An 18,906-nucleotide genomic window follows, 5' to 3' on the forward strand; every position below is an offset into this window, starting at 1 on the left:
TTCAGTCCTCCGAACAGTGCTGTTCCATGTGGGCCAAGGTGTCGAGATACACGTTGGCCTGCTCGCGCAGATCGTCTTGCGTGGCTTGCTCAAGTACGTATTCGAAACACAACCGGGCCTTGCCGATCTTGCCCAGGGCCAGATGGCACTGGCCGGTGTACAACATCGGTCGGTAGTCCTCCTTGCCTTGGGCGAACGCGATGGCATACAGGTCGATGGCCTTTTGGTGGTTTTGCTTGAGCTGGTGCACCGCAGCCAGTCCCATCCAGTAATGGCTGTTGTAGAAGTCGTAGATGCACAGGAAATGGAAGAACTTCTCCGCATCGTCCAGCCGCCCTTGTTCATAGAACTCAAAGGCAAAGGCATAGAGGCTGTCCATGTGCTCGTCACCGATGCCCTGCACATCTTTCAATGGGGCACCGCCGAGAACTGCGTCGACGACGTCCAAGGCCACCTGCTCGTCTTGTTTGTTATTGCGACTCATCAGCCACACTCCTGAAAAAACGTCAGCGTCGCTGACCGGTGCCATTGAGCCAAAAGCGTTGCGGGGCACGCTGCCAAATTGCGCTCATGCTGTGATGCCGGCGCCAACACCTCCCAGATCGACAAGATGGCTTTTGTGGCGAGGGGGTGTGCCTGACTTAGGGATCAACGGGAGGCTTACAGGCTTCATGCCTGTTCGACCTGCTCTAGCCAGATCAGCAGGCGCAGCACTTGCTCGATTTCCTGTACCTGGAGGAAGCTGTAGCGCTGGTGGGTCTTGAAGATGCGCCGGGCCAAGGCGATGTCGTTGATCACCGGCACCCCCACCTCCTTGGCGTACGCCCGTACAGCCAGGGCGCGCTGGTTGGTTTCCATCAGGGAAATGAACGGCAGCACGGTGATTTCCGGGCGGAAATACACGCCAATGGCAATGTGGGTGGGATTGGCGATGATCATGCGCGAGCTGCGCACATCGGACTTGACCTGCTCCGACAGCAGTTCCATGTGCAAGTCCCGTCGGCGGCCCTTGATCTGCGGGTTGCCGTCCTGCTCCTTGTGTTCGCGCTTGACCGAGTCCTTGTCCATCATCTGGTCTTTCATGAACAACCAGTACTCGCTGAGCGCATCGAGTACGACGATCAGCAGGACGCAGGCCAGGAACGCCAGCACCAGCACCAGCAACAAATGCCCCCAGATCGCGAACAGGTCCGGTGCCTGGGCGAACAGTTGGGCAAACAACAACTGGCGCTGGGTGATCCAGACCACCCACAGCGCCATGGCGAAGCTGCCCAAGTACAACAGCGCCTTGAACGTGTCCTTGACGGTGCGCAGGCTGAACAGTTTCTTGAAGCCGTTAACCGGGTTCAACGCCCCGAAATTGAGCTTCAACGCTTCGCTGGCCAAGGCGAAGCCGCTTTGCAGCAAGGCCGGCAAGGCACTGGTCAGTACGCACACCAGCAACAAGGGCAGCAACGCCTTGAGGCCGATCTGCACCAGCATCGCCGAATACGCTTGCAGTTCGGTGTCGAAGTTGCTGGCGATGATGCGCCGGTACACCGCCATGATCTCGCCCAGCGAGCTGTTGAAAACCATGTAGCCGATGCCGCACAAAGTCAGGCAGGTGATGACCAGGTCCTTGGCCTTGAACGTCTGCCCTTTGCGCGCGGCATCGCGCAGGCGCTTGGCGGTGGGTTTTTCAGTCTTTGAGGCGCTGGATGACATCACGTCCCTCCCCGTCGCCCAGATACGGCGCCAACCCTTCGGACATCCTGCCCATGCGCAGGACTTCATCTGGCAGGTGCACGCCGAAATACAGCATCAACACCACCAATGCCACCAGGCTCTTGACCGTCAGCGACACCGAGAAAGCGTTCATCTGCGGCGCATAGCGCGAGAGCAAACCGAGCAACGCCTCGCTGATCAACAACGCCGCCACCACCGGCGCACTGATGACCAGCGTCTTGCTCACCAACGCATCCAGCAACCCCATGATGACCGGCCAATGTGCCTCGCAGCCGTGGGTCGGCGCGCAGATGCGATAGCTGTGGCCGACGGTTTCGAGCATCAACAGCATGCCGCCACCTTCGAGATAAACCACCGCCGCGAACAGCTGGAGAAAATTCGCCAACTCCGAGGTGTCGACACCGTTGGCCGGATCCACCGTGCTGCTGAGCATGGCCCCGCGCTGGTTGTCGATCAGGTTACCCATGGCGTGCAATACCCAGAACGGCCAACACAGCAACACACCCAGCAGCATGCCGATACTCGCCTCGCGCAGCATCAGGCCGAGGAAGGCGACACTGTCGAGGGCCGGCGTGGGTACGCCGACGTAGGCCAAAAATCCCAGCGAGACCAGCACAATCACCGTTTGGCGCGCCATGCCTGTCAGCACGCCGCTGTTGAGAAACGGCAACATGAAGAAAATCGGCGCCAGCCGAGCCACACCCAACAGCGCCGCCGCGAACCAGGCGTACAGCTCGAAGAACAACGTCACCGACATCGGCCTAACTCAACGCCAGGCGAATGACTTCACGGCTGAAATCCAACAGGGTTTCGCCGTACCAGCCCGAGAGCAAAAACAGGCACGCGGCAACCGCCAGCAGCTTGAAACCGAACGGCAAGGTCTGTTCCTGCAACTGGGTCACGGTCTGGATCAAGCCGACCACCAGCCCGACCACCGTGGCGACGATGATCGGCCAGGCGACCATCAGCAGGATCAGGTACAGGGTTTTATTACCGGCATAGACCAGCTCATTCATGGGTGCGCCTACGCCAGCAAGGTCAGGTATTGCTTGACCAGCCCGGTGGACAGCAGCGCCCAGCCGTCCAGGGCGACAAACAACACCAGCTTGATCGGCACCGAAATGATCACCGGGCTCATCATCATCATGCCCAGCGCCAGCAGGATGCTGGAGATCACCAGGTCGACGATTACGAAGGGAAGGTACAGGTAGAAACCGATCTTGAAGGCACTCTTGATCTCGCTCAGCGCGTAGGCCGGTAGCAGCGCAAACAACGACGGCGCCAGCTCTTCATCGGCGGGCCAGTCGGCATCGGTTTCCTCCTGGACCGCCTGCGCCCGCTCGAAAAACAGCGCCAACTCCGGGTCGGTGTACTTGCGCAGATAATCCTTGTAGCTGCCCAGACCGTTCTCGGCAAAATCAACCACCGACTCGATATCGGTGAACGCCACCGCCTCGCGCTTGTAGTAATCATGGCCCTGCTTCATGACCGGTGTCATGACGAAAATCGCCAGCATCAGCGCAATTGCATTGAGGGCCATGTTCGAGGGCACTTGTTGCAGGCCCAAGGCGTTGCGCACGATGACGAAGACGATGGAGAACTTGAGGTAGCAGGTGCCCGCCGCCACCAAGAACGGCAACAGTGAAGCGAATGCCAACAGTGCGATCAGCGAGATGTCATTCATCGCCGCTGTTCCGATAGACCTTGAGCAATTCAACACCCAACTGACCGTCCAACTGCACCAACTCTCCCTGGGCAATCGGCTTGCCGTTGGCACGCACCTCGATGTGTCGCGCTGCGTCGTCGGCCAACGGAATCAATTGCCCGGCGATGATTTTCGAGAGCGTCGCCAGGTCAGTTTCATGCGTCGCCAGCACGAACTCCAGGCGCACCGGCAGCGCCCCCAGGTCGACCTCCACGTCGCGCTCCGGCGGGCTCTCTGGTTGGGCATCGGCCACGGTCGATTGCATGTGTAAACCCTCTTCGGTAAAGGTGAAAACGCCGAGGCATCGGTCCGCCAAGAAGCAGCGTTGGACCCTCTGGGTAATGCGCAGCACATCGCCTTCACGCAGGCGCAGCCGACTGACAAGGCTCAGGTGACTGACGCCGAGCATCAGCACCAGGCGCAACGGCAAATCGTTCAGCCATGAATCGGGGCCCAACGGCCCCCGCACGGCGGTGCGGGATGGCAATCGGGTCAACCACACGCGCCCCCGCGGTGTTTCGAGCCAGGGCAAGTCGTCCGCTGGCAGTCGCGTCGGGGCCACGCATTCGATGTCCGCCAACGTGTGGTAATGCAATTCGTCCACCTCCAGCTGCAGCGGCCGTGGCACCGACTGGAACAGTTCGATGATGCGCGGCAACGGGCACTCAATCGCCAGCCACGATTGCAAGGTCGGAAGCGTGTGATGCAGCCAGTCGCAGGCGAGAATCAGGCCGCGCCAATCCGCGTCAGCAGCCACTGCGCAAAAACCCAGGTAGCCGGAGCGCACCGGCATCTTGGCCAAACCCGCGTCCCGTCCGGCGCGCCGCCAGCGTTGAATCGCCTGCGCGTGGGCATGGGCTGCAAGGTCAACGCGACGTAGCTTTAAAGCACTCATGCCCCAGACCCGGACTGTTCGTCCTGATCCTCATCCGGCCTCTGCTGCGAACCCTGGCGCTGCTGCTCGCCATCGCTGTCAGCCAACCGCCAGGCAGGTTCCCGGGCCAGTTCGAAAGGCGCCTTGAGTTGCTCGAACACCAGCGCATTGCTGGGGCTGAGGGTCAGTTGGCGAGTGGTTTCCTCGGGCATCCGACTGATCGTCACTTGCCCACTGACCGCCCCTCTGTTGAAAGGCACTTGCAGCAAGCCCCGGTCCGTACACGACAGGGGCTCGACCATGACCTCGGGCATTGGCAGCGCTGCCGATGTTGCCGGTGACGGAATTGATGCAGCAGCAACCCGTGGTGCATGGCGCGTGCCCTGAAGGCTCTGCGGCGCTTGGGGCAACGATTCATCAAAGCGCGGTATCGGGCGCGCCTCGGGAATGGTGAAAGGGTCGAGCGCCATGGGTTCGATCGACGCAGGAAATGTCGGCGCTGCCAGGGGATCGCGGACAGAAGCAACAGGCTCCAGGCGTTGGGGTAATGCCTGTTGTATCGCTGTGTCGAACAACAGACCGGCGTGAGGAAAAGACTTCGTGTTGCGGGCTGTCGGTCGTGCTCTATCAGGTTCAACGTCCGTCCTTGCCGGAACAATCGACCGTGCTTCATCGTGCTCGACATTCACCGCCCCCTGGGCAATGTTCATCGAATGCCCCATCACTGCCTGGGCGGTGTCCATCGTGGATCGTTGCTGCCGAATCAGCGCAACCATAAGCTCCAGCACGCCTTGCGGCAGCTCATCTTCTTGCACCGTGACGAGCGGGTCTTGCAGCTCATCGATTGGGCCTCCATCGACGGGGTCCAAGATCTGCACCGGTCGAGCAGGAACCACGGATATGTCTTTCATCGCCGCACCCCGATCAGCTCTTCCAACGCTCGTTCTTCCCGACGTGCCGCCTCAAGCCGTTGCGCACGCAACAGTTGCTGGACTGCACGCAGGTACTTGTCGTGCTTGCGCTGGAGCAAACGCAGGTGTTCATGCTGCTCCTGCAACTGTTGCTCGACCTGCCGGCACTGCTGCTCCACGCGGTCGCGCTCGACGCGTAGCAGATCGATTCGCCGTCGGATGACCGCCTGGGTTCGCAACAGCGCCAACAGTTGCCCGTGATCAAGCACACAGTCATTGGCGCGATGGCTGGCCAACAGCCGTTTTAGTGCTGCTTCCTGTTCATCGAAGCCGCAGCGCTCTCCAAACAACGTCTGCAATTGGCGCTGGACACGCAGCACCGCCTGCTCGCCGCGTTGTCGACGAAACTGACTGAAGGCCAACAGGCGCCGCTGATCAGGCAATGACTTCATGCAGGCTCCGCAAGGTTTCGTCCGGTTCACAACACTCGCCCGTCGGCTGGCGCAACCACTGGCTCAGGGCTTCGCGCCGTTGCATGGCGTGGTCATTGGCCGCGTCCGCGCCCGGGCTGTACTCGCCCATGTCGAGAAAAACCTGCAGTTGCTCAAGACGCGCCAGGATTTCCCGGGTCGACGCCGCCAGTTGCTGCACCTGTGGCGTGGTGACTTGCGTCGCCACGCGACTGACGCTGCGCAGTACATCGATGGCCGGGTAGTGCCCCTTGGCCGCCAGGGCACGGCTGAGGTAGACATGGCCATCGAGGATGGAACGAATCTCCTCGGCGATCGGATCCGGCTCGTCATCGCTTTCCAACAACACCGTGTACCAGGCGGTGATGCTGCCGCTCGCCGTCACACCAGGTCGTTCCAGCAAGCGCGGCAAGGCATCGAACACCGAGGCCGGATAGCCGCGCCGCGCCGGCGCTTCACCGGCGGCCAAGGCCAGGTCGCGACGCGCGCGGGCATAGCGGGTCAACGAGTCCAGCAGCAACACCACACGCTTGCCCCGGTCGCGAAAATACTCAGCGATGGCCGTGGCTTGCAGCGCCGAGTTGCAGCGGTCCACCGAGGAAAAATCCGAAGTGGCATACACCACCACGCACCGGGCGCACTTGGGCGACTGGCGCAGATGTTCGATGAACTCGGTCACTTCACGCCCGCGCTCACCAATCAAGCCGATCACAAAGACATCCGCCTCCGTGTGCTCGATCAGCATGTTGATCAAAGTGGTCTTGCCGGAACCGGCGGCGGCGAAAATGCCGATGCGCTGGCCGACACCACAGGTCAGCAAGCCATCGATGACCCGAATGCCGGTACGCAAGGGTTCCACCACCGGGCGCCGCTGCTGGTACGACGGCGGGTCGGCGTCCACCGGACGGTCGTGTTGCGCCACCGCCGACGACGGGGCCAGGCGCTCGACAATCGTACCCTGGGGATCTACGACGCTGCCGAGCAAGGCCTCACTGCAGGTCAATTGCAGCGTCGCGCCCGTGGGCACGATCATCGATTCCCGGGACAAGCCTTTTGCATCGCCCAGCAAACTGAGCAGGACCGCGCCGGGTTTGAAGCCGATGACCTGCGCCCGCGCCGTCACCTCGGGCGAGCGCCAATGCCGGCGCACGTCACAGACTTCGCCGATCACCACCTCGTTCAGTGCCGCTTCGATCAGGGGCCCGCTCAAACGCAAGGGATGGGCAGCGTGCCGTTCCAGCCGCAGCTTCATTGACGCAGAATTTCCAGCAGCGTTTCCACTGCCTGCACAAAGCGATCCAGTGCCTGGGCGAAATGCTCGGCATCGCTCAAGGCCAGCGCATTGGCCATCAAGCGCAACTCCAGTCGCCCCTCGATTTCGCACAGGTGCAATTGCCCGGTGCGGGAAAAAGCGTTGCCTTCGAGCAAAAACCGCATCAGGTCAAAAGCGCAATATTTGAATGTCTGCGGGGTCGCTTCGGTGACCATCGCCCAAATCCACACGTCGCCTTCTACGACCGCCACGCTGATATCGGGCAGCTTCATCATCTGCATTTCTATCGTGCTGTGGTTGTCGAAGTGGCCTATTTGGCTGTCCGCGCAACCACTGTGTCGCAGCGCTTGGCGTAGCAGGCCGGCGATATCCATCGGTACCATTTACAGGGTTTCCTCACAGGGTTTTGATGACATTGACCGAGACCGTCTCGCAGATTTCACCGAACGACATCACGTCCAGCTCTCGGAAGCGTCCCTCGATCAGTTTCTTGATGTAGCGCCGCACATCGACCGAACACAGCAGCACCATGTCCTTGTGGGCGATGTGCACGCTGTCCAGGCCGACGCCGAGACGGTCCATCAGCTCTTCGGACTCGGCAGGTTCCAGGTTGAGGAAACTGCCGCCCGAGGTTTGCCGGATGCCTCGGCGCACCACGTCTTCGAACTCTGCTGACAGCAACAGCACCCGCAGGTCGTTGCCCTGGGCAAACTTGTTGCTGATGTAGCGGGCCATCGCGCCGCGCACGTGTTCGACCAGCGCCAGCACGTCCTTTTCCCGGGAGGCCCAATGGGCGAGCGTTTCGAGGATGAGCTTCATGTTGCGCACGGAAATGCGCTCGCCGATCAGGCGCTGCAGCACTTCGGCGATCTTCTGCACCGTGACGTGGCGATAGACTTCCTTGAGCAGATCGGGGTAACGCGCTTCCATTTCATCGAGCAAGTGCTTGGTTTCCTGCACGCCGAAAAATTCCTGGATGTTGCGCGCCAGCAACGTGACCAGGCATCGATAGCACTCCTCATCCGCCGGGCGCAGGTGATGGCCGAGTTGCTGCACCCGCTCGCGGTCGGCAGCGCTGACCCAGATGCCGCCCTGGCGATTGCTGTCGGTGCCACGCACCAGCGCGAAGCCCAGTGGCTCCAGCTCAGGGGAATAATCCAGCAGGCGCCAGTAATCGAAGTGGATGTCGAACTGCTCGGCGCGCACTTCATTGATTAGCACTGCCACTTGGTGGGCCGGCAGCGCCTCGCTGGCGCGTAGCTGCGGTTCGGGAATGCGCAGGCCGTAATCGACGAAAAACTGGCTGCGAAAGCGCGCGGCCCAACGATCCTTCTCCAGCGTTTGTAGGCGCGCGGAGGGCACCAGCAACATCAAGGCGATGGTTTCGGTGGCAATGTTGTCGACGTCCTCCAGCAGCCCGGAATCGCTCGGCGGCGCGTCCTGCTCGGCGGGCGCGGCACGGCTTTGCGCTGGGCGGGCCTGAGACGAGGACCGGCGATAGCGCACGAACACCACCAGCCCCAGCACGCCGGCGATCGACAGGAAGGTCAACAGCGGAAAACCGGGCAGCAGCCCCACGCCGACCGCCAGCACGGCAGTGACACCCAGGACGAACGGGTTGCCCAGCATCTGCGCGAGCATGTTGCGCCCCAGGTTGCTGTCATCGCCGTTGACCCGGGTGACGATGAAACCGGCGCCGATGGCGATCAACAGCGCGGGGATCTGCGCCACCAGGCCATCGCCGATGGTCAACAGGGTGTAGGTCGACAGGGCCGTGGACAGGTCCATGCCCAATTGCCCGACGCCGATGGCCATGCCGCCGATGAAGTTGACGAAAATAATGATGATGCCGGCGATGGCATCGCCCTTGATGAATTTCATCGCCCCGTCGAACGAGCCGTACAGCTGGCTTTCGCGCTCCAGCACGCTGCGTTTTTCCCGGGCCTGGGCCGCGTCGATGGCACCGGCCTTGAGGTCGCCATCGATACTCATCTGCTTGCCGGGCATGCCGTCCAGGGAGAAACGCGCCGCCACTTCGGCGACCCGTTCCGAACCTTTGGTGATGACGATGAACTGGACAATGGTGACGATGGAGAAAATCACGAAGCCCACCACCAGGCTTTCACCGATCACAAAGTCACCGAACGAGGCGATGATCTCGCCGGCATCGGCCTGGCTGAGAATCAGTCGGCTGGTACTGATCGACAGCGCCAGGCGAAATAACGTCGTCAACAGCAACAACGCCGGGAACGTCGAATAGCTGAGGATGCGCTCGATGTAGAACGAGCCCATGAACACCAACAGCGAGATGACGATGTTCAGGCCGATGAGAAAATCCACCAACATCGTCGGCAGTGGGATGATCAGCATGGCGATGATCATTACCATCAAGGTCAGGATCAGCAGTTCCGGGCGAGCGCCGACGTTGCGCAAAAACACATTGAGCATTCAGGCCTGGCTCCAGGACAACATCATGGATGACCGCCGGCGCGGCGCTGGTCGATGCACTCGTGGGCATAGGCCACGTCTGCCAGGCGGGTGAATTGTGTGGCCAGGCGCAACGGCGCTTGTTCATCGGCAAACAGTGGCGGCGGCAATCGCAGGCTGAGCCGGCGCAGGGTCTGCAGCAGCGCCGAACGCTCGCGGTGGGCACTGAGCAACACCCCCTCCCCCAGCACCCCGAGCAACAGTTGGTCGAGTTCATCGGGGTAGGCCAACACGCCGAACAGGAACACCAGCCAGTCGGCCTCATCAGGGTTGTGCCGGCAGATAAGTGCATCGCCGAGCAGCGCGCCAATGAACAGTTCATCGGCTGAGCGCAGGCGCTTGAGGTCGGTCACCCGGCTCAGCTGTTGGCCGAACTCGACGCGCGAGCAACTGGGGTCCTGGGCGCTGATATCGGTGAGCAGCGCCGCTTCGATGAAGGCCAGCACATTCATGCGCTGTGTCGGCCCGTACAGGGCAATCCAATCCTGGTAGCTACTGAGCGGGCCGTCGTCGGACTCGAGGAAGTCCCGGTAGGTCTCGCGCAGCAGGCCGGCCCTGACCGCCATGCTCTTGCCGAACAGCCTGGCCTTGAGCGCGACGTTGATCCCAGCGTTCATGCGCTTGGGAGAGCCTTGGGCAATCACCGTCTGCAAAAGCGTTTCGAGTCGCTGCCGTGTGCGCGTTTCCAATGTCCTTCGACGCAACAACGCCCGCAGCACCAGCGCCAGATCGCTGTCATCGGGGAACAGCTGTCGCGCCATTTGCAGCAGCCAGGCCACGGGTTTATCCGCCAACCGCGCCAGGCTCAACACCTGCCGAGCCTTGGGCACGGTATCGTCCTCCAGCACCCGCTCGAAGGTGTCGCTCAGCCCCTCGGATTTTTGCTCAAACAAACGCCGGCCACGAAATTGCGTCAGCGCCGCTGACAACTCGTCGCTGATCTGCACGAGGCGTTGCGCCACCGCCGCCGTGGCGCTGTCGTCCAGCCCTGCCTCGGCCTCCATTTGCGGCTGGGGGTGTTCGGCGGCCTTTTCGGCATTCAGGCGGGCCTGGGCCGCTCGACCGGCCAGGGAGATCGGCGGCAGGATCATGGCTCTGACAGTCGAAAATAGGAGCGGCGCAGGCGCTCATACTGCTCCGGGCTCAGCAACTGCGCGCCATGCTCGACGGCAGGTTCATAGCCGTCGCGAATCTCCTTGGGCTGGATCAGGAACACCCGCACCGTGTTGGCCGAGCGGTTCTGGCGATAGCTGAACAAGCGTCCGATCCACGGAATCGAACCCAACACCGGTACGCGTCCGATTTGTTCGCCGTGGTCATCGCGGGTGAAGCCGCCCACCAGCAGGCTCTTGCCTTGGGGCACTCGTGCCACCGTACTGATGCGGGTACGGCCAACCGTCGGCAACGCGCCCTGGCGTTCGTCCTGCCCCGAGTCGACTTCGCTGCCGTCCTCTATATTGAGCGACATTTCGATCTCGTCCCCCTGGGCGAAACGCGGCAGTACGCTCACCAGAGTGCCGTAGGTCACATGGTGCAGGTCGACACTGCGCTCGCCCACCAGCGGGGCATAAAACGTGCGGTTGTTGTCGAAGATAGCCGGCACGTTCTCCTGGGTCAGGATGACCGGGCGCGAGACCACATTCGCTCGCTGGGTCCGTTCCATCGCCATGACCTGGGTCACGAACGACACGCCATCGAGGGTGGTCGCCGAGCCGGCATTGAGCGATGCGCTGAAGGTGCCCCCCGACTTCACGGCGCCTTGCCAGTTGATGCCCAACTGATTGAGTTCATCCTTGTGCAGGTCGATGATCCACAACGACAACTCGACGTGCCGTTTCGGCGTATCCAGGGCATTGACCAGGTTTTCGATGAAACGTACCTGCTCCGGCAGCCCCTTGACCAACAGACTGTTGGTGTCTGGGTAAGCCACCACGCGAATGTTGCCGGCGGCCACCTCACGGGCAATGACCCGCGGCGCCGTCGGGTCTTGTTCCGAGGCGGTGCTCGCCAGGCCCTCCAGGGGAAACACCGGCATCGCTCCTCGCGCTCGCGGCCCGGGGGCTTGTGCCACCGACGGCTCGACCTCGTGCTTTTCGCCGCGCAACAATGCCTCGATCACCGTGGCCAACCCGGGAATGGTTACTTTGTCGTCGCGCAGTTCATATTGTCGGTCGTTGACGAAGGTGTTGCGCACATGGATAACGCCGATCTGTTGCTTGCCGAGCAACAGTTCGGAGCGCTGGTTGTCCATCAACCCCGCCGCTTGCAGCACCAGGTCGACGTAGATGGGCGGCCCGGAGACGTGAAACGTGCGCAAGCCATCATTGCGCAGCGGATAGCGGGCATCATGCAGCCCGGACTGCTTGAGAAACCCCAGCAGCTTGGCCACGGTCAAGGTCTGCAACGAGGCCATGGCGCTTTTGATTTCCGAGGCGTCATACAGATAAATCGCCTGGCCATCGCTGTACCAGATCAGCCCCATCTGCGCGCTGATGCGTTCAAAAGTCTGTTGCGGCGTGCGCAGATCGAACGTACCGCCAATCCGCTTGTTGGCCGCGGCCTTGCTGACAATGACCGGCTTGCCCAAAGAACCGGACAGTTCGCTGAAGAAGGTACGCGCGCTCTGTTCACGGGCTTCGAAGGTATAGACATCGGCCCGCGCGGCAACGGGTACAAGCAGCAACGCAGCGCTCATGCAGACGGATAAAAAGGGCAGGAATATCCGTCGAAGGCTCATCGGATCAATGACCGCAAAGGTAGGTGATGTCGGCGAGATTACTGGGGGCAAAGCCCACCAATTCGCGAACTTCCTTGGAGAAGTGCGAAGAAGAGGCAAAGCCGAACTCCAGTGCCACATCGGTCAGCGAGCCGTCCTGAAGACTCATGTTCAACAGCGCCTGGGCCGTGCGCCAGCCGCGCAGGGCCGGCTTGGCCGCACTGCCCAGGGCTTGTCGGCAGAGCCTGCGAAAATGCGAAACCGATACGCCATAACGCTGTGCCAGGGTATGCAGTTTTTCGCTGTGGGTGCCTTGCGCCAACAAAAACCGCACGAGCCCGTAGCTCTCGTGATGCCGCAACAGGGTGGCGACCGCGTGATAATCCGAGGTACCGCCCATCGCTTGCTCGATGTACCAGCGCTCGAGCCGCTCCCCGGATCGAACGATCTCATCCTCCACCGGCAACACCGCCCACGGCGCAACCTCCGTTCCTTGGCTGGCGAAGGCATCGCTCATGTCGAAAAAAGCCTGCAGCTTCACCAGCGGCGCGGCACAAACGGGCAATACATCCAGCTCGCCGCCCGTGAATGGCAGCGAATCGCGCAGCACGATCAACCCTTGCCAGCCGACCGGCAGGCAGCGATCGAGCCCAAGCCCTGCGGTGCCCAATCGAACCGGGCTTTGAGCGACACGCAGGTGCAGCACGCGCTCGCGCAGGTCAGGCCATGCCGTGGCGCGAATTGATGTGTTTTGCACGGCCTTCTCCTTTGCTACGTGGCGGTGGATGCAGCGACAGGATGAAAGGCCGGGCGCCTTGAATCTTGATGGAAAGGTGATGAGCAACCGCGCTGGCATATGCCTTGCACCATTACTGTTCATCGGCGCCCCTGCCAATGGCGGAATGAGTGCCACACTGTTTTTAGGGACAACGGCGTCGTCATCCGGCCTTGCTCTGGCAACCGTCCGGGTACGGCGCTTTTTTATGTAGAAGGTGATGCGCGATGAATGAAGTTCCAGCCAATCCCCTGGCCTGGGTCAACGGCAGCGATGCCCCGGAAAAGAGCGCGATCAACCTTGGCTTCATGGCCTTGAGCGACTGCGCCCCGGTCGTCGTGGCCGCCACCCAGGGCTTCGCCCAGCCCTACGGCCTGACCCTGAACCTCAAGCGCCAGGCGTCCTGGGCCAACCTGCGGGACAAGCTGGTGAGCGGAGAAATCGATGCCGCCCACAGCCTGTACGGCCTGATCTATGCCGTGCACCTGGGCATTGGCGGCGTCGCGCCGACCGACATGGCGGTGCTGATGGGCCTGAACCAGAACGGCCAGAGCATCAACCTGTCCCATGGCCTCCAGGCCGAAGGCGTGACCAGTCCTGAAGCACTGGAACGGCACGTGCACCAAACTCGCCCGAAACTGACCTTCGCCCAGACCTTCCCCACCGGCACCCATGCCATGTGGCTGTATTACTGGCTCGCCGCCCAGGGCATCCATCCCTTGTCGGATGTCGACAGCGTGGTGGTGCCGCCGCCGCAAATGATTGCGCACTTGCAAGCCGGGCGTATCGACGGGTTTTGCGTCGGCGAGCCTTGGTGCGCCAGCGCGGTGAAGCAGAACCTCGGTTTCACCCTGGCGACCACCCAGACCATCTGGCCCGACCACCCGGAAAAAGTCCTGGGCTGCACCCGCGCGTTCGTCGAGCAAAACCCTAATACCGCCCGGGCCTTGGTCATGGCGATCCTCGAAGCCAGCCGATTCATCGAACAAAGCAACGAAAACCGTCGCAGCACCGCGCAATTGTTGAGCGCGCCCGAGTATCTCGATGCGCCGCTGGACTGCATCGAACCGCGCCTGCTGGGCATCTATGCCGACGGCTTGGGCAACAGCTGGCAGGACCCTCACGCGATGCGCTTTCATGGCAACGGCGAGGTGAACCTGCCGTACCTGTCCGACGGCATGTGGTTCATGACCCAGTTCCGGCGCTGGGGCCTGCTGCGCGAAGACCCGGATTACCTGGCCGTGGCGCAAGAAGTCCAGCAACTCAAGCTGTTCCGCGAAGCCTGCGCGGCACTGGACATCGCGTCCCCGCGCCAGGACATGCGCAGCAGCCAACTGATCGACGGCATCACCTGGGACGGCTCGGATCCGGCCGGGTATGCCAAGAGCTTCAAACTGCACGCCTTGAGCGATGCGGCTCCCCTTCTCGCCAGCCGCTGACAGGAGCCACGACCATGCTGCGTATCCTGCTGATCAACGACACCGCGAAAAAAGTCGGCCGCCTCAAGGCTGCCCTGATTGAAGCCGGGTTCGAAGTCATTGACGAATCCGGCTTGACCATCGACCTGCCGGCGCGCGTCGAAACGGTGCGTCCGGACGTGATCCTGATCGATACCGAGTCACCGGGGCGCGATGTGATGGAGCAAGTGGTGCTGGTCAGTCGCGACCAGCCACGACCGATCGTCATGTTTACCGACGAGCACGACCCCAATGTGATGCGCCAGGCGATCAAGTCGGGGGTGAGCGCCTACATCGTCGAAGGCATCCACGCCGCGCGCCTGCAACCGATCCTCGACGTGGCCATGGCCCGCTTCGAAAGCGACCAGGCCCTGCGTGCCCAACTCCTGGCCCGGGACCAGCAACTGGCCGAACGCAAGCGCATCGAACTGGCCAAGGGCATGCTGATGAAGATGAAGGAATGCAACGAGGAGCAGGCCTACACCCTGATGCGCCGCCAGGCCATGAGCCGCCAGCAGAAACTGATCCAGGTGGCGGAACAGATCATTGCCATGAATGAGCTGCTGGGCTGAAGGCCTTGCAGCGCCTGGCTGGGCGCCATCGCGAGCAAGCTCGCTCCCACAGGTTTTATGGCCACTGAAAATCCATTGTGGGAGCAGGCCTACACCCTGATGCGCCGCCAGGCCATGAGCCGCCAGCAGAAGCTGATCCAGGTGGCGGAGCAGATCATTGCCATGAATGAGCTGCTGGGCTGAAGGCCTTGCAGCGCCTGGCTGGGCGCCATCGCGAGCAAGCTCGCTCCCACAGGTTTTATGGCCACTGAAAATCCATTGTGGGAGCGAGCTTGCTCGCGATAGCAATCTAACCGCCAACATCACTATCGACTGCCCCACCGTCATCGCGAGCAAGCTCGCGCCCACATGGGCTCCGGGGTGAACTTCATATTTATGAACGCCACCGATCAACTGTGGGAGCGAGCCTGCTCGCGATAAGCCTCCCCCCAATCTCCCGGGTTGGCATAGATCTCGCTTAAGCAAACCCACAGGTAACCAACGGCGGTTGCCCCACCTACGACAAAGACGTCGCACACCCTTCTTGCCTCTCTGGCGATCCGGGTTGCGGCGTTTTTTTGTTTTGGCCCTTCGGGACCGGTGGTGCGACCACAGACGGCGCACTGCTCAAAGCACTGACTCATTTCTCGAGACTTTTACAGCTGAGGTGCGCGATGAATTCAAGCTTCTGGAAATCCGGCCATACCCCGACCCTGTTCGCGGCCTTCCTCTACTTCGACCTGAGCTTCATGGTCTGGTACCTGCTCGGTCCACTGGCCGTGCAGATCTCTGCAGACCTGCACCTGACCACCCAGCAACGCGGCCTGATGGTCGCGACGCCGATCCTGGCTGGCGCCGTGCTGCGCTTGTTCATGGGCCTGCTGGCCGACCGGATCTCGCCAAAAACCGCCGGTATGGTGGGCCAGGTGATCGTGATCAGTGCGCTGTTCTGCGCCTGGAAACTGGGCATCCACAGCTACGAACAAGCGTTGCTGCTGGGCCTGTTCCTCGGCGTGGCCGGCGCTTCGTTCGCCGTGGCACTGCCGCTGGCCTCCCAGTGGTATCCGCCACAGCATCAAGGCAAGGCCATGGGCATTGCCGGCGCCGGTAACTCGGGCACCGTGCTCGCTGCACTGATCGCACCGATCATGGCAGTGGCGTTCGGCTGGACCAACGTGTTCGGCTTCGCGCTGATCCCGCTGGTACTGACCCTGGTGCTCTTCGCCTGGCTGGCCCAGAACGCCCCCGAGCGCCCCAAAGCCAAATCCATGGCCGACTACCTCAAGGCCCTGGGCGACCGCGACAGCTGGTGGTTCATGTTCTTCTACAGCGTGACCTTCGGCGGCTTCATCGGCCTGGCCAGCGCCCTGCCCGGCTACTTCAACGATCAATATGGCCTGAGCCCGGTCACCGCCGGCTACTACACCGCCGCCTGCGTCTTCGGTGGCAGCCTGATGCGTCCGTTGGGCGGCGCCCTGGCGGACCGGTTCGGCGGCATCCGCACCTTGCTGGGCATGTACACCGTAGCGGCCATCTGCATCGCCGCGGTGGGCTTCAACCTGCCAAGCTCCTACGCTGCCCTGGCCCTGTTCGTCTGCACCATGCTCGGCTTGGGTGCAGGCAACGGCGCGGTGTTCCAACTGGTGCCACAGCGCTTCCGGCGCGAGATCGGCGTAATGACCGGGCTGATCGGCATGGCCGGCGGCATCGGCGGCTTCGCCCTGGCGGCGGGCATGGGCGCGATCAAGCAGAGCACTGGCAGCTATCAACTGGCCCTGTGGTTGTTTGCCAGCCTCGGTGTCCTGGCTTGGTTCGGCCTGTACGGCGTCAAGCGTCGCTGGAGAACCACTTGGGGTTCGGCAGCTGTCACCGCTGCTCGGGTGTAACCTGCGACCATGAGCCTGCAATTGAGCTTCGCCGAAGCCAGCGCCATCGGCCCGCGGGAGGAAAACCAGGACGCCCTGCGCCTGGTCACACCCGCCCCGGCCCTGGCCGCCAGCAAGGGTTACCTGTTCGCCATCGCCGACGGCGTGAGCCAATGCGCCGATGGCGGACTGGCCGCCCGTTCGACCTTGCAGGCGCTGGCCCTGGACTACTATTCCACGCCGCAAACCTGGGGCGTGGCCCAGGCACTGGACCGGCTGTTGCTGGCGCAGAATCGCTGGCTGCAGGCCAACGGTGGCGGGCAACCGCTGCTCACCACCGTCAGCGCCCTGGTCCTGCGGGGCCGGCGCTTTACCCTCGCGCATGTCGGCGATTGCCGGGTCTACCGCTGGCACGCCGATCACCTGCAACGGGTCAGTGAGGATCACGTCTGGGAACAGCAAGGCATGCAACATGTGCTCAAGCGCGCCCTGGGATTGGATCAACACCTGATCCTCGACTTTCTCGATGGCGAACTGCGCACCGACGAAACCTTCGTGCTGCTCAGCGACGGCGTCTGGGCGGTCCTGGGGGACACGGCCATCGCCGGCATCCTGCGCGACCAGCCGGACCTGGACCTGGCCGCGCAAACGCTGGTCAACGCCGCGCACCTGGCCGGCAGCCAGGACAACGCCAGCGCCTTGCTGGTGCGGGTCGATGCGGTGGGCGAAGCCAGCATCGGCGATGCCCTGATCCAGCTGCAGCAATGGCCGCTGCCACCTGCGCTGAAACCGGGCCAGGTGTTCGAGGCCTGGCAGATCGAAAGCCTGCTCGGCCACAGCCAGCAATCGCTGCTCTACCGGGTACGCGACGGCCAGGGTCAACCCTGGTTGCTGAAAACCCTGCCCATGCAGCTACGGGACGATAGCCGCGCTGGGCAGGCATTACTCTCGGAAGAGTGGTTTCTCAAGCGCGTTGCCGGGCGGCAGTTTCCCGAGGTCCATGGTGTTCCCCAACGCCAGCATTTGTACTACGTGATGCGGGAATATCCGGGGGCGACCCTGGCCGAGCTGTTCAACCAGGGCGGGCCGCTACCTCTGGCCCAGTGGTTGGACTTGGCGCAACGGCTGGTACGGGCGGTAGGCCTGTTGCATCGAAGGCAGATCTACCACCGCGACATCAAGCCGGAAAACCTGCACCTGGGCGACGATGGGGAATTGCGCTTGCTGGATTTCGGCCTGGCGTACTGCCCGGGCCTGTCCGAGGACCAGGCCAACGTCTTGCCCGGCACCCCCAGCTACATCGCCCCGGAAGCCTTCGGCGGCACCGCGCCCACGGCGCAACAGGATTTGTATGCCGTCGGCGTGACCTTGTATTTCCTGCTGACCGGGCACTATCCCTACGGCGAAATCGAAGCCTTCCAACGCCCGCGCTTTGGCGTACCGGTCAATGCCAACCGCTATCGGCCGGACCTGGCCGAATGGCTCGGGCAAAGCCTGGATCGCGCCGTCGCGGCCGATCCGCAGCAGCGGTTTGAGACGGCCGAGGAATGGTTGTTGCTGCTGGAACAGGGCGAGCGCCGCAGCTTGAGCGTCAGGCCCCGGCCGTTGCTGGAAAGAGAGCCGCTGAAGGTCTGGCGGACGTTGGCGCTGGTGTCGTTGGTAGTGAATATTGTGCTGTTGTTCCTAGTGTTTCACGGCTGAGATCCGGTCGCGCCTATCGCGAGCAAGCTTTGCTCCCACAGGGGATTTGTTTCCACAGGAAATCTGCTGTAAGGAGCAGATTCTCTGTGGGAGCAAAGCTTGCTCGCGATAGCGGCTTGGCTGCCACTACACATCCACCGCTACCACGCTCCATTACCGGGCAACACGCTTTGATTCGGTGCAACAAATCCCTCCCCCATTCGTGCAATCAGCCGTTCCCTCAATAAATCCGCACCTTCAAGCCACTTGGCACAACCACTGCATAACCTCTCTCACCATACATAAAGCAACGCCTCCAACGATGAAGGCGGTGCTTCCCGAGAGAACGGGACCAGGACAAAGGCGTCCTCGCTAGCTTGCTAGCGGGACGCCTTTTTTTGTTTTCGTAAAAATGAC

19 protein-coding genes are annotated in these 18,906 nt (G+C 62.1%); 5 read left to right on the top strand and 14 right to left on the bottom strand.

The window, feature by feature from the left end; translation table 11 throughout:
• Position 1 precedes the first annotated feature (1 nt).
• The 14 genes from sicA to KI237_RS20950 all read right to left on the bottom strand — a co-directional run bounded on the left by sicA (position 2) and on the right by KI237_RS20950 (position 12,918).
• Positions 2–484, bottom strand: coding sequence for a type III secretion system translocator chaperone SicA (gene sicA / locus KI237_RS20885; protein ID WP_212796866.1), 483 nt, complete (start codon positions 482–484; stop codon positions 2–4).
• 185 nt (positions 485–669) lie between these two features.
• The gene (locus tag KI237_RS20890; protein ID WP_212796868.1) at positions 670–1,704 is read right to left on the bottom strand and encodes an EscU/YscU/HrcU family type III secretion system export apparatus switch protein; all 1,035 of its coding nucleotides are present in this window, start codon (positions 1,702–1,704) and stop codon (positions 670–672) included.
• Positions 1,679–2,482 carry a type III secretion system export apparatus subunit SctT gene (gene sctT, locus KI237_RS20895; RefSeq protein ID WP_212796869.1) on the bottom strand — a complete coding sequence of 268 codons (804 nt, stop codon included), beginning with the start codon at positions 2,480–2,482 and terminating at the stop codon, positions 1,679–1,681. Before sctT ends, KI237_RS20890 begins: the two co-directional genes overlap by 26 nt.
• Positions 2,483–2,486: 4 nt before the next feature.
• The gene (locus KI237_RS20900) at positions 2,487–2,741 is read right to left on the bottom strand and encodes an EscS/YscS/HrcS family type III secretion system export apparatus protein (protein ID WP_212796871.1); all 255 of its coding nucleotides are present in this window, start codon (positions 2,739–2,741) and stop codon (positions 2,487–2,489) included.
• An 8-nt stretch (positions 2,742–2,749) separates the two neighbouring features.
• Positions 2,750–3,409 carry an EscR/YscR/HrcR family type III secretion system export apparatus protein gene (locus tag KI237_RS20905; RefSeq protein ID WP_212796872.1) on the bottom strand — a complete coding sequence of 220 codons (660 nt, stop codon included), beginning with the start codon at positions 3,407–3,409 and terminating at the stop codon, positions 2,750–2,752.
• Entirely contained in the window at positions 3,402–4,325 is a 924-nt protein-coding gene (locus tag KI237_RS20910) for a FliM/FliN family flagellar motor switch protein (protein WP_212796873.1), read from the bottom strand. The genes KI237_RS20905 and KI237_RS20910 overlap by 8 nt, the downstream gene beginning before the upstream one ends.
• Positions 4,322–5,215, bottom strand: coding sequence for a SpaN/EivJ family type III secretion system needle length determinant (locus KI237_RS20915; protein WP_212796874.1), 894 nt, complete (start codon positions 5,213–5,215; stop codon positions 4,322–4,324). Before KI237_RS20915 ends, KI237_RS20910 begins: the two co-directional genes overlap by 4 nt.
• Positions 5,212–5,667 carry a SpaM family type III secretion system protein gene (locus KI237_RS20920; RefSeq protein ID WP_212796875.1) on the bottom strand — a complete coding sequence of 152 codons (456 nt, stop codon included), beginning with the start codon at positions 5,665–5,667 and terminating at the stop codon, positions 5,212–5,214. Before KI237_RS20920 ends, KI237_RS20915 begins: the two co-directional genes overlap by 4 nt.
• A complete protein-coding gene (sctN, locus tag KI237_RS20925) occupies positions 5,651–6,937 on the bottom strand; it encodes a type III secretion system ATPase SctN (RefSeq protein ID WP_212796876.1) in 1,287 nt (428 codons plus the stop codon). Before sctN ends, KI237_RS20920 begins: the two co-directional genes overlap by 17 nt.
• On the bottom strand, positions 6,934–7,341 hold the full coding sequence (locus tag KI237_RS20930; RefSeq protein WP_212796877.1) for an InvB/SpaK family type III secretion system chaperone: 408 nt from the start codon (positions 7,339–7,341) through the stop codon (positions 6,934–6,936). Before KI237_RS20930 ends, sctN begins: the two co-directional genes overlap by 4 nt.
• 13 nt (positions 7,342–7,354) lie before the next feature.
• Positions 7,355–9,406: an EscV/YscV/HrcV family type III secretion system export apparatus protein gene (locus tag KI237_RS20935; protein WP_212796878.1), complete on the bottom strand. Its 2,052-nt coding sequence runs from the start codon at positions 9,404–9,406 to the stop codon at positions 7,355–7,357.
• A 23-nt stretch (positions 9,407–9,429) separates the two neighbouring features.
• The gene (gene sctW, locus KI237_RS20940; RefSeq protein WP_212796879.1) at positions 9,430–10,536 is read right to left on the bottom strand and encodes a type III secretion system gatekeeper subunit SctW; all 1,107 of its coding nucleotides are present in this window, start codon (positions 10,534–10,536) and stop codon (positions 9,430–9,432) included.
• Positions 10,533–12,140 (bottom strand): type III secretion system outer membrane ring subunit SctC, encoded by a 1,608-nt coding sequence (gene sctC / locus KI237_RS20945; protein WP_502937134.1) that lies wholly within the window; start codon positions 12,138–12,140, stop codon positions 10,533–10,535. Before sctC ends, sctW begins: the two co-directional genes overlap by 4 nt.
• A gap of 46 nt (positions 12,141–12,186) precedes the next feature.
• Positions 12,187–12,918 carry a helix-turn-helix domain-containing protein gene (locus KI237_RS20950; RefSeq protein WP_212796881.1) on the bottom strand — a complete coding sequence of 244 codons (732 nt, stop codon included), beginning with the start codon at positions 12,916–12,918 and terminating at the stop codon, positions 12,187–12,189.
• Between the two features lie 245 nt (positions 12,919–13,163).
• On the opposite strand from KI237_RS20950, the gene KI237_RS20955 reads away from it, so the two are divergent.
• From KI237_RS20955 to KI237_RS20975, 5 genes are all read left to right on the top strand, one after another.
• Positions 13,164–14,375 (top strand): CmpA/NrtA family ABC transporter substrate-binding protein, encoded by a 1,212-nt coding sequence (locus tag KI237_RS20955; RefSeq protein WP_212796882.1) that lies wholly within the window; start codon positions 13,164–13,166, stop codon positions 14,373–14,375.
• A gap of 14 nt (positions 14,376–14,389) precedes the next feature.
• A complete protein-coding gene (locus tag KI237_RS20960) occupies positions 14,390–14,965 on the top strand; it encodes an ANTAR domain-containing response regulator (RefSeq protein WP_003199539.1) in 576 nt (191 codons plus the stop codon).
• A 57-nt stretch (positions 14,966–15,022) separates the two neighbouring features.
• Positions 15,023–15,148: an ANTAR domain-containing protein gene (locus tag KI237_RS20965; RefSeq protein WP_502937067.1), complete on the top strand. Its 126-nt coding sequence runs from the start codon at positions 15,023–15,025 to the stop codon at positions 15,146–15,148.
• Between the two features lie 470 nt (positions 15,149–15,618).
• Positions 15,619–16,830 (top strand): nitrate/nitrite transporter, encoded by a 1,212-nt coding sequence (locus tag KI237_RS20970; protein ID WP_212796883.1) that lies wholly within the window; start codon positions 15,619–15,621, stop codon positions 16,828–16,830.
• A gap of 9 nt (positions 16,831–16,839) precedes the next feature.
• Complete coding sequence (locus KI237_RS20975) at positions 16,840–18,510, top strand: bifunctional protein-serine/threonine kinase/phosphatase (protein WP_212796884.1); 1,671 nt, start codon at positions 16,840–16,842, stop codon at positions 18,508–18,510.
• Positions 18,511–18,906 lie beyond the last annotated feature (396 nt).

This window comes from Pseudomonas sp. St316, from assembly GCF_018325905.1.
Taxonomy (GTDB): domain Bacteria; phylum Pseudomonadota; class Gammaproteobacteria; order Pseudomonadales; family Pseudomonadaceae; genus Aquipseudomonas.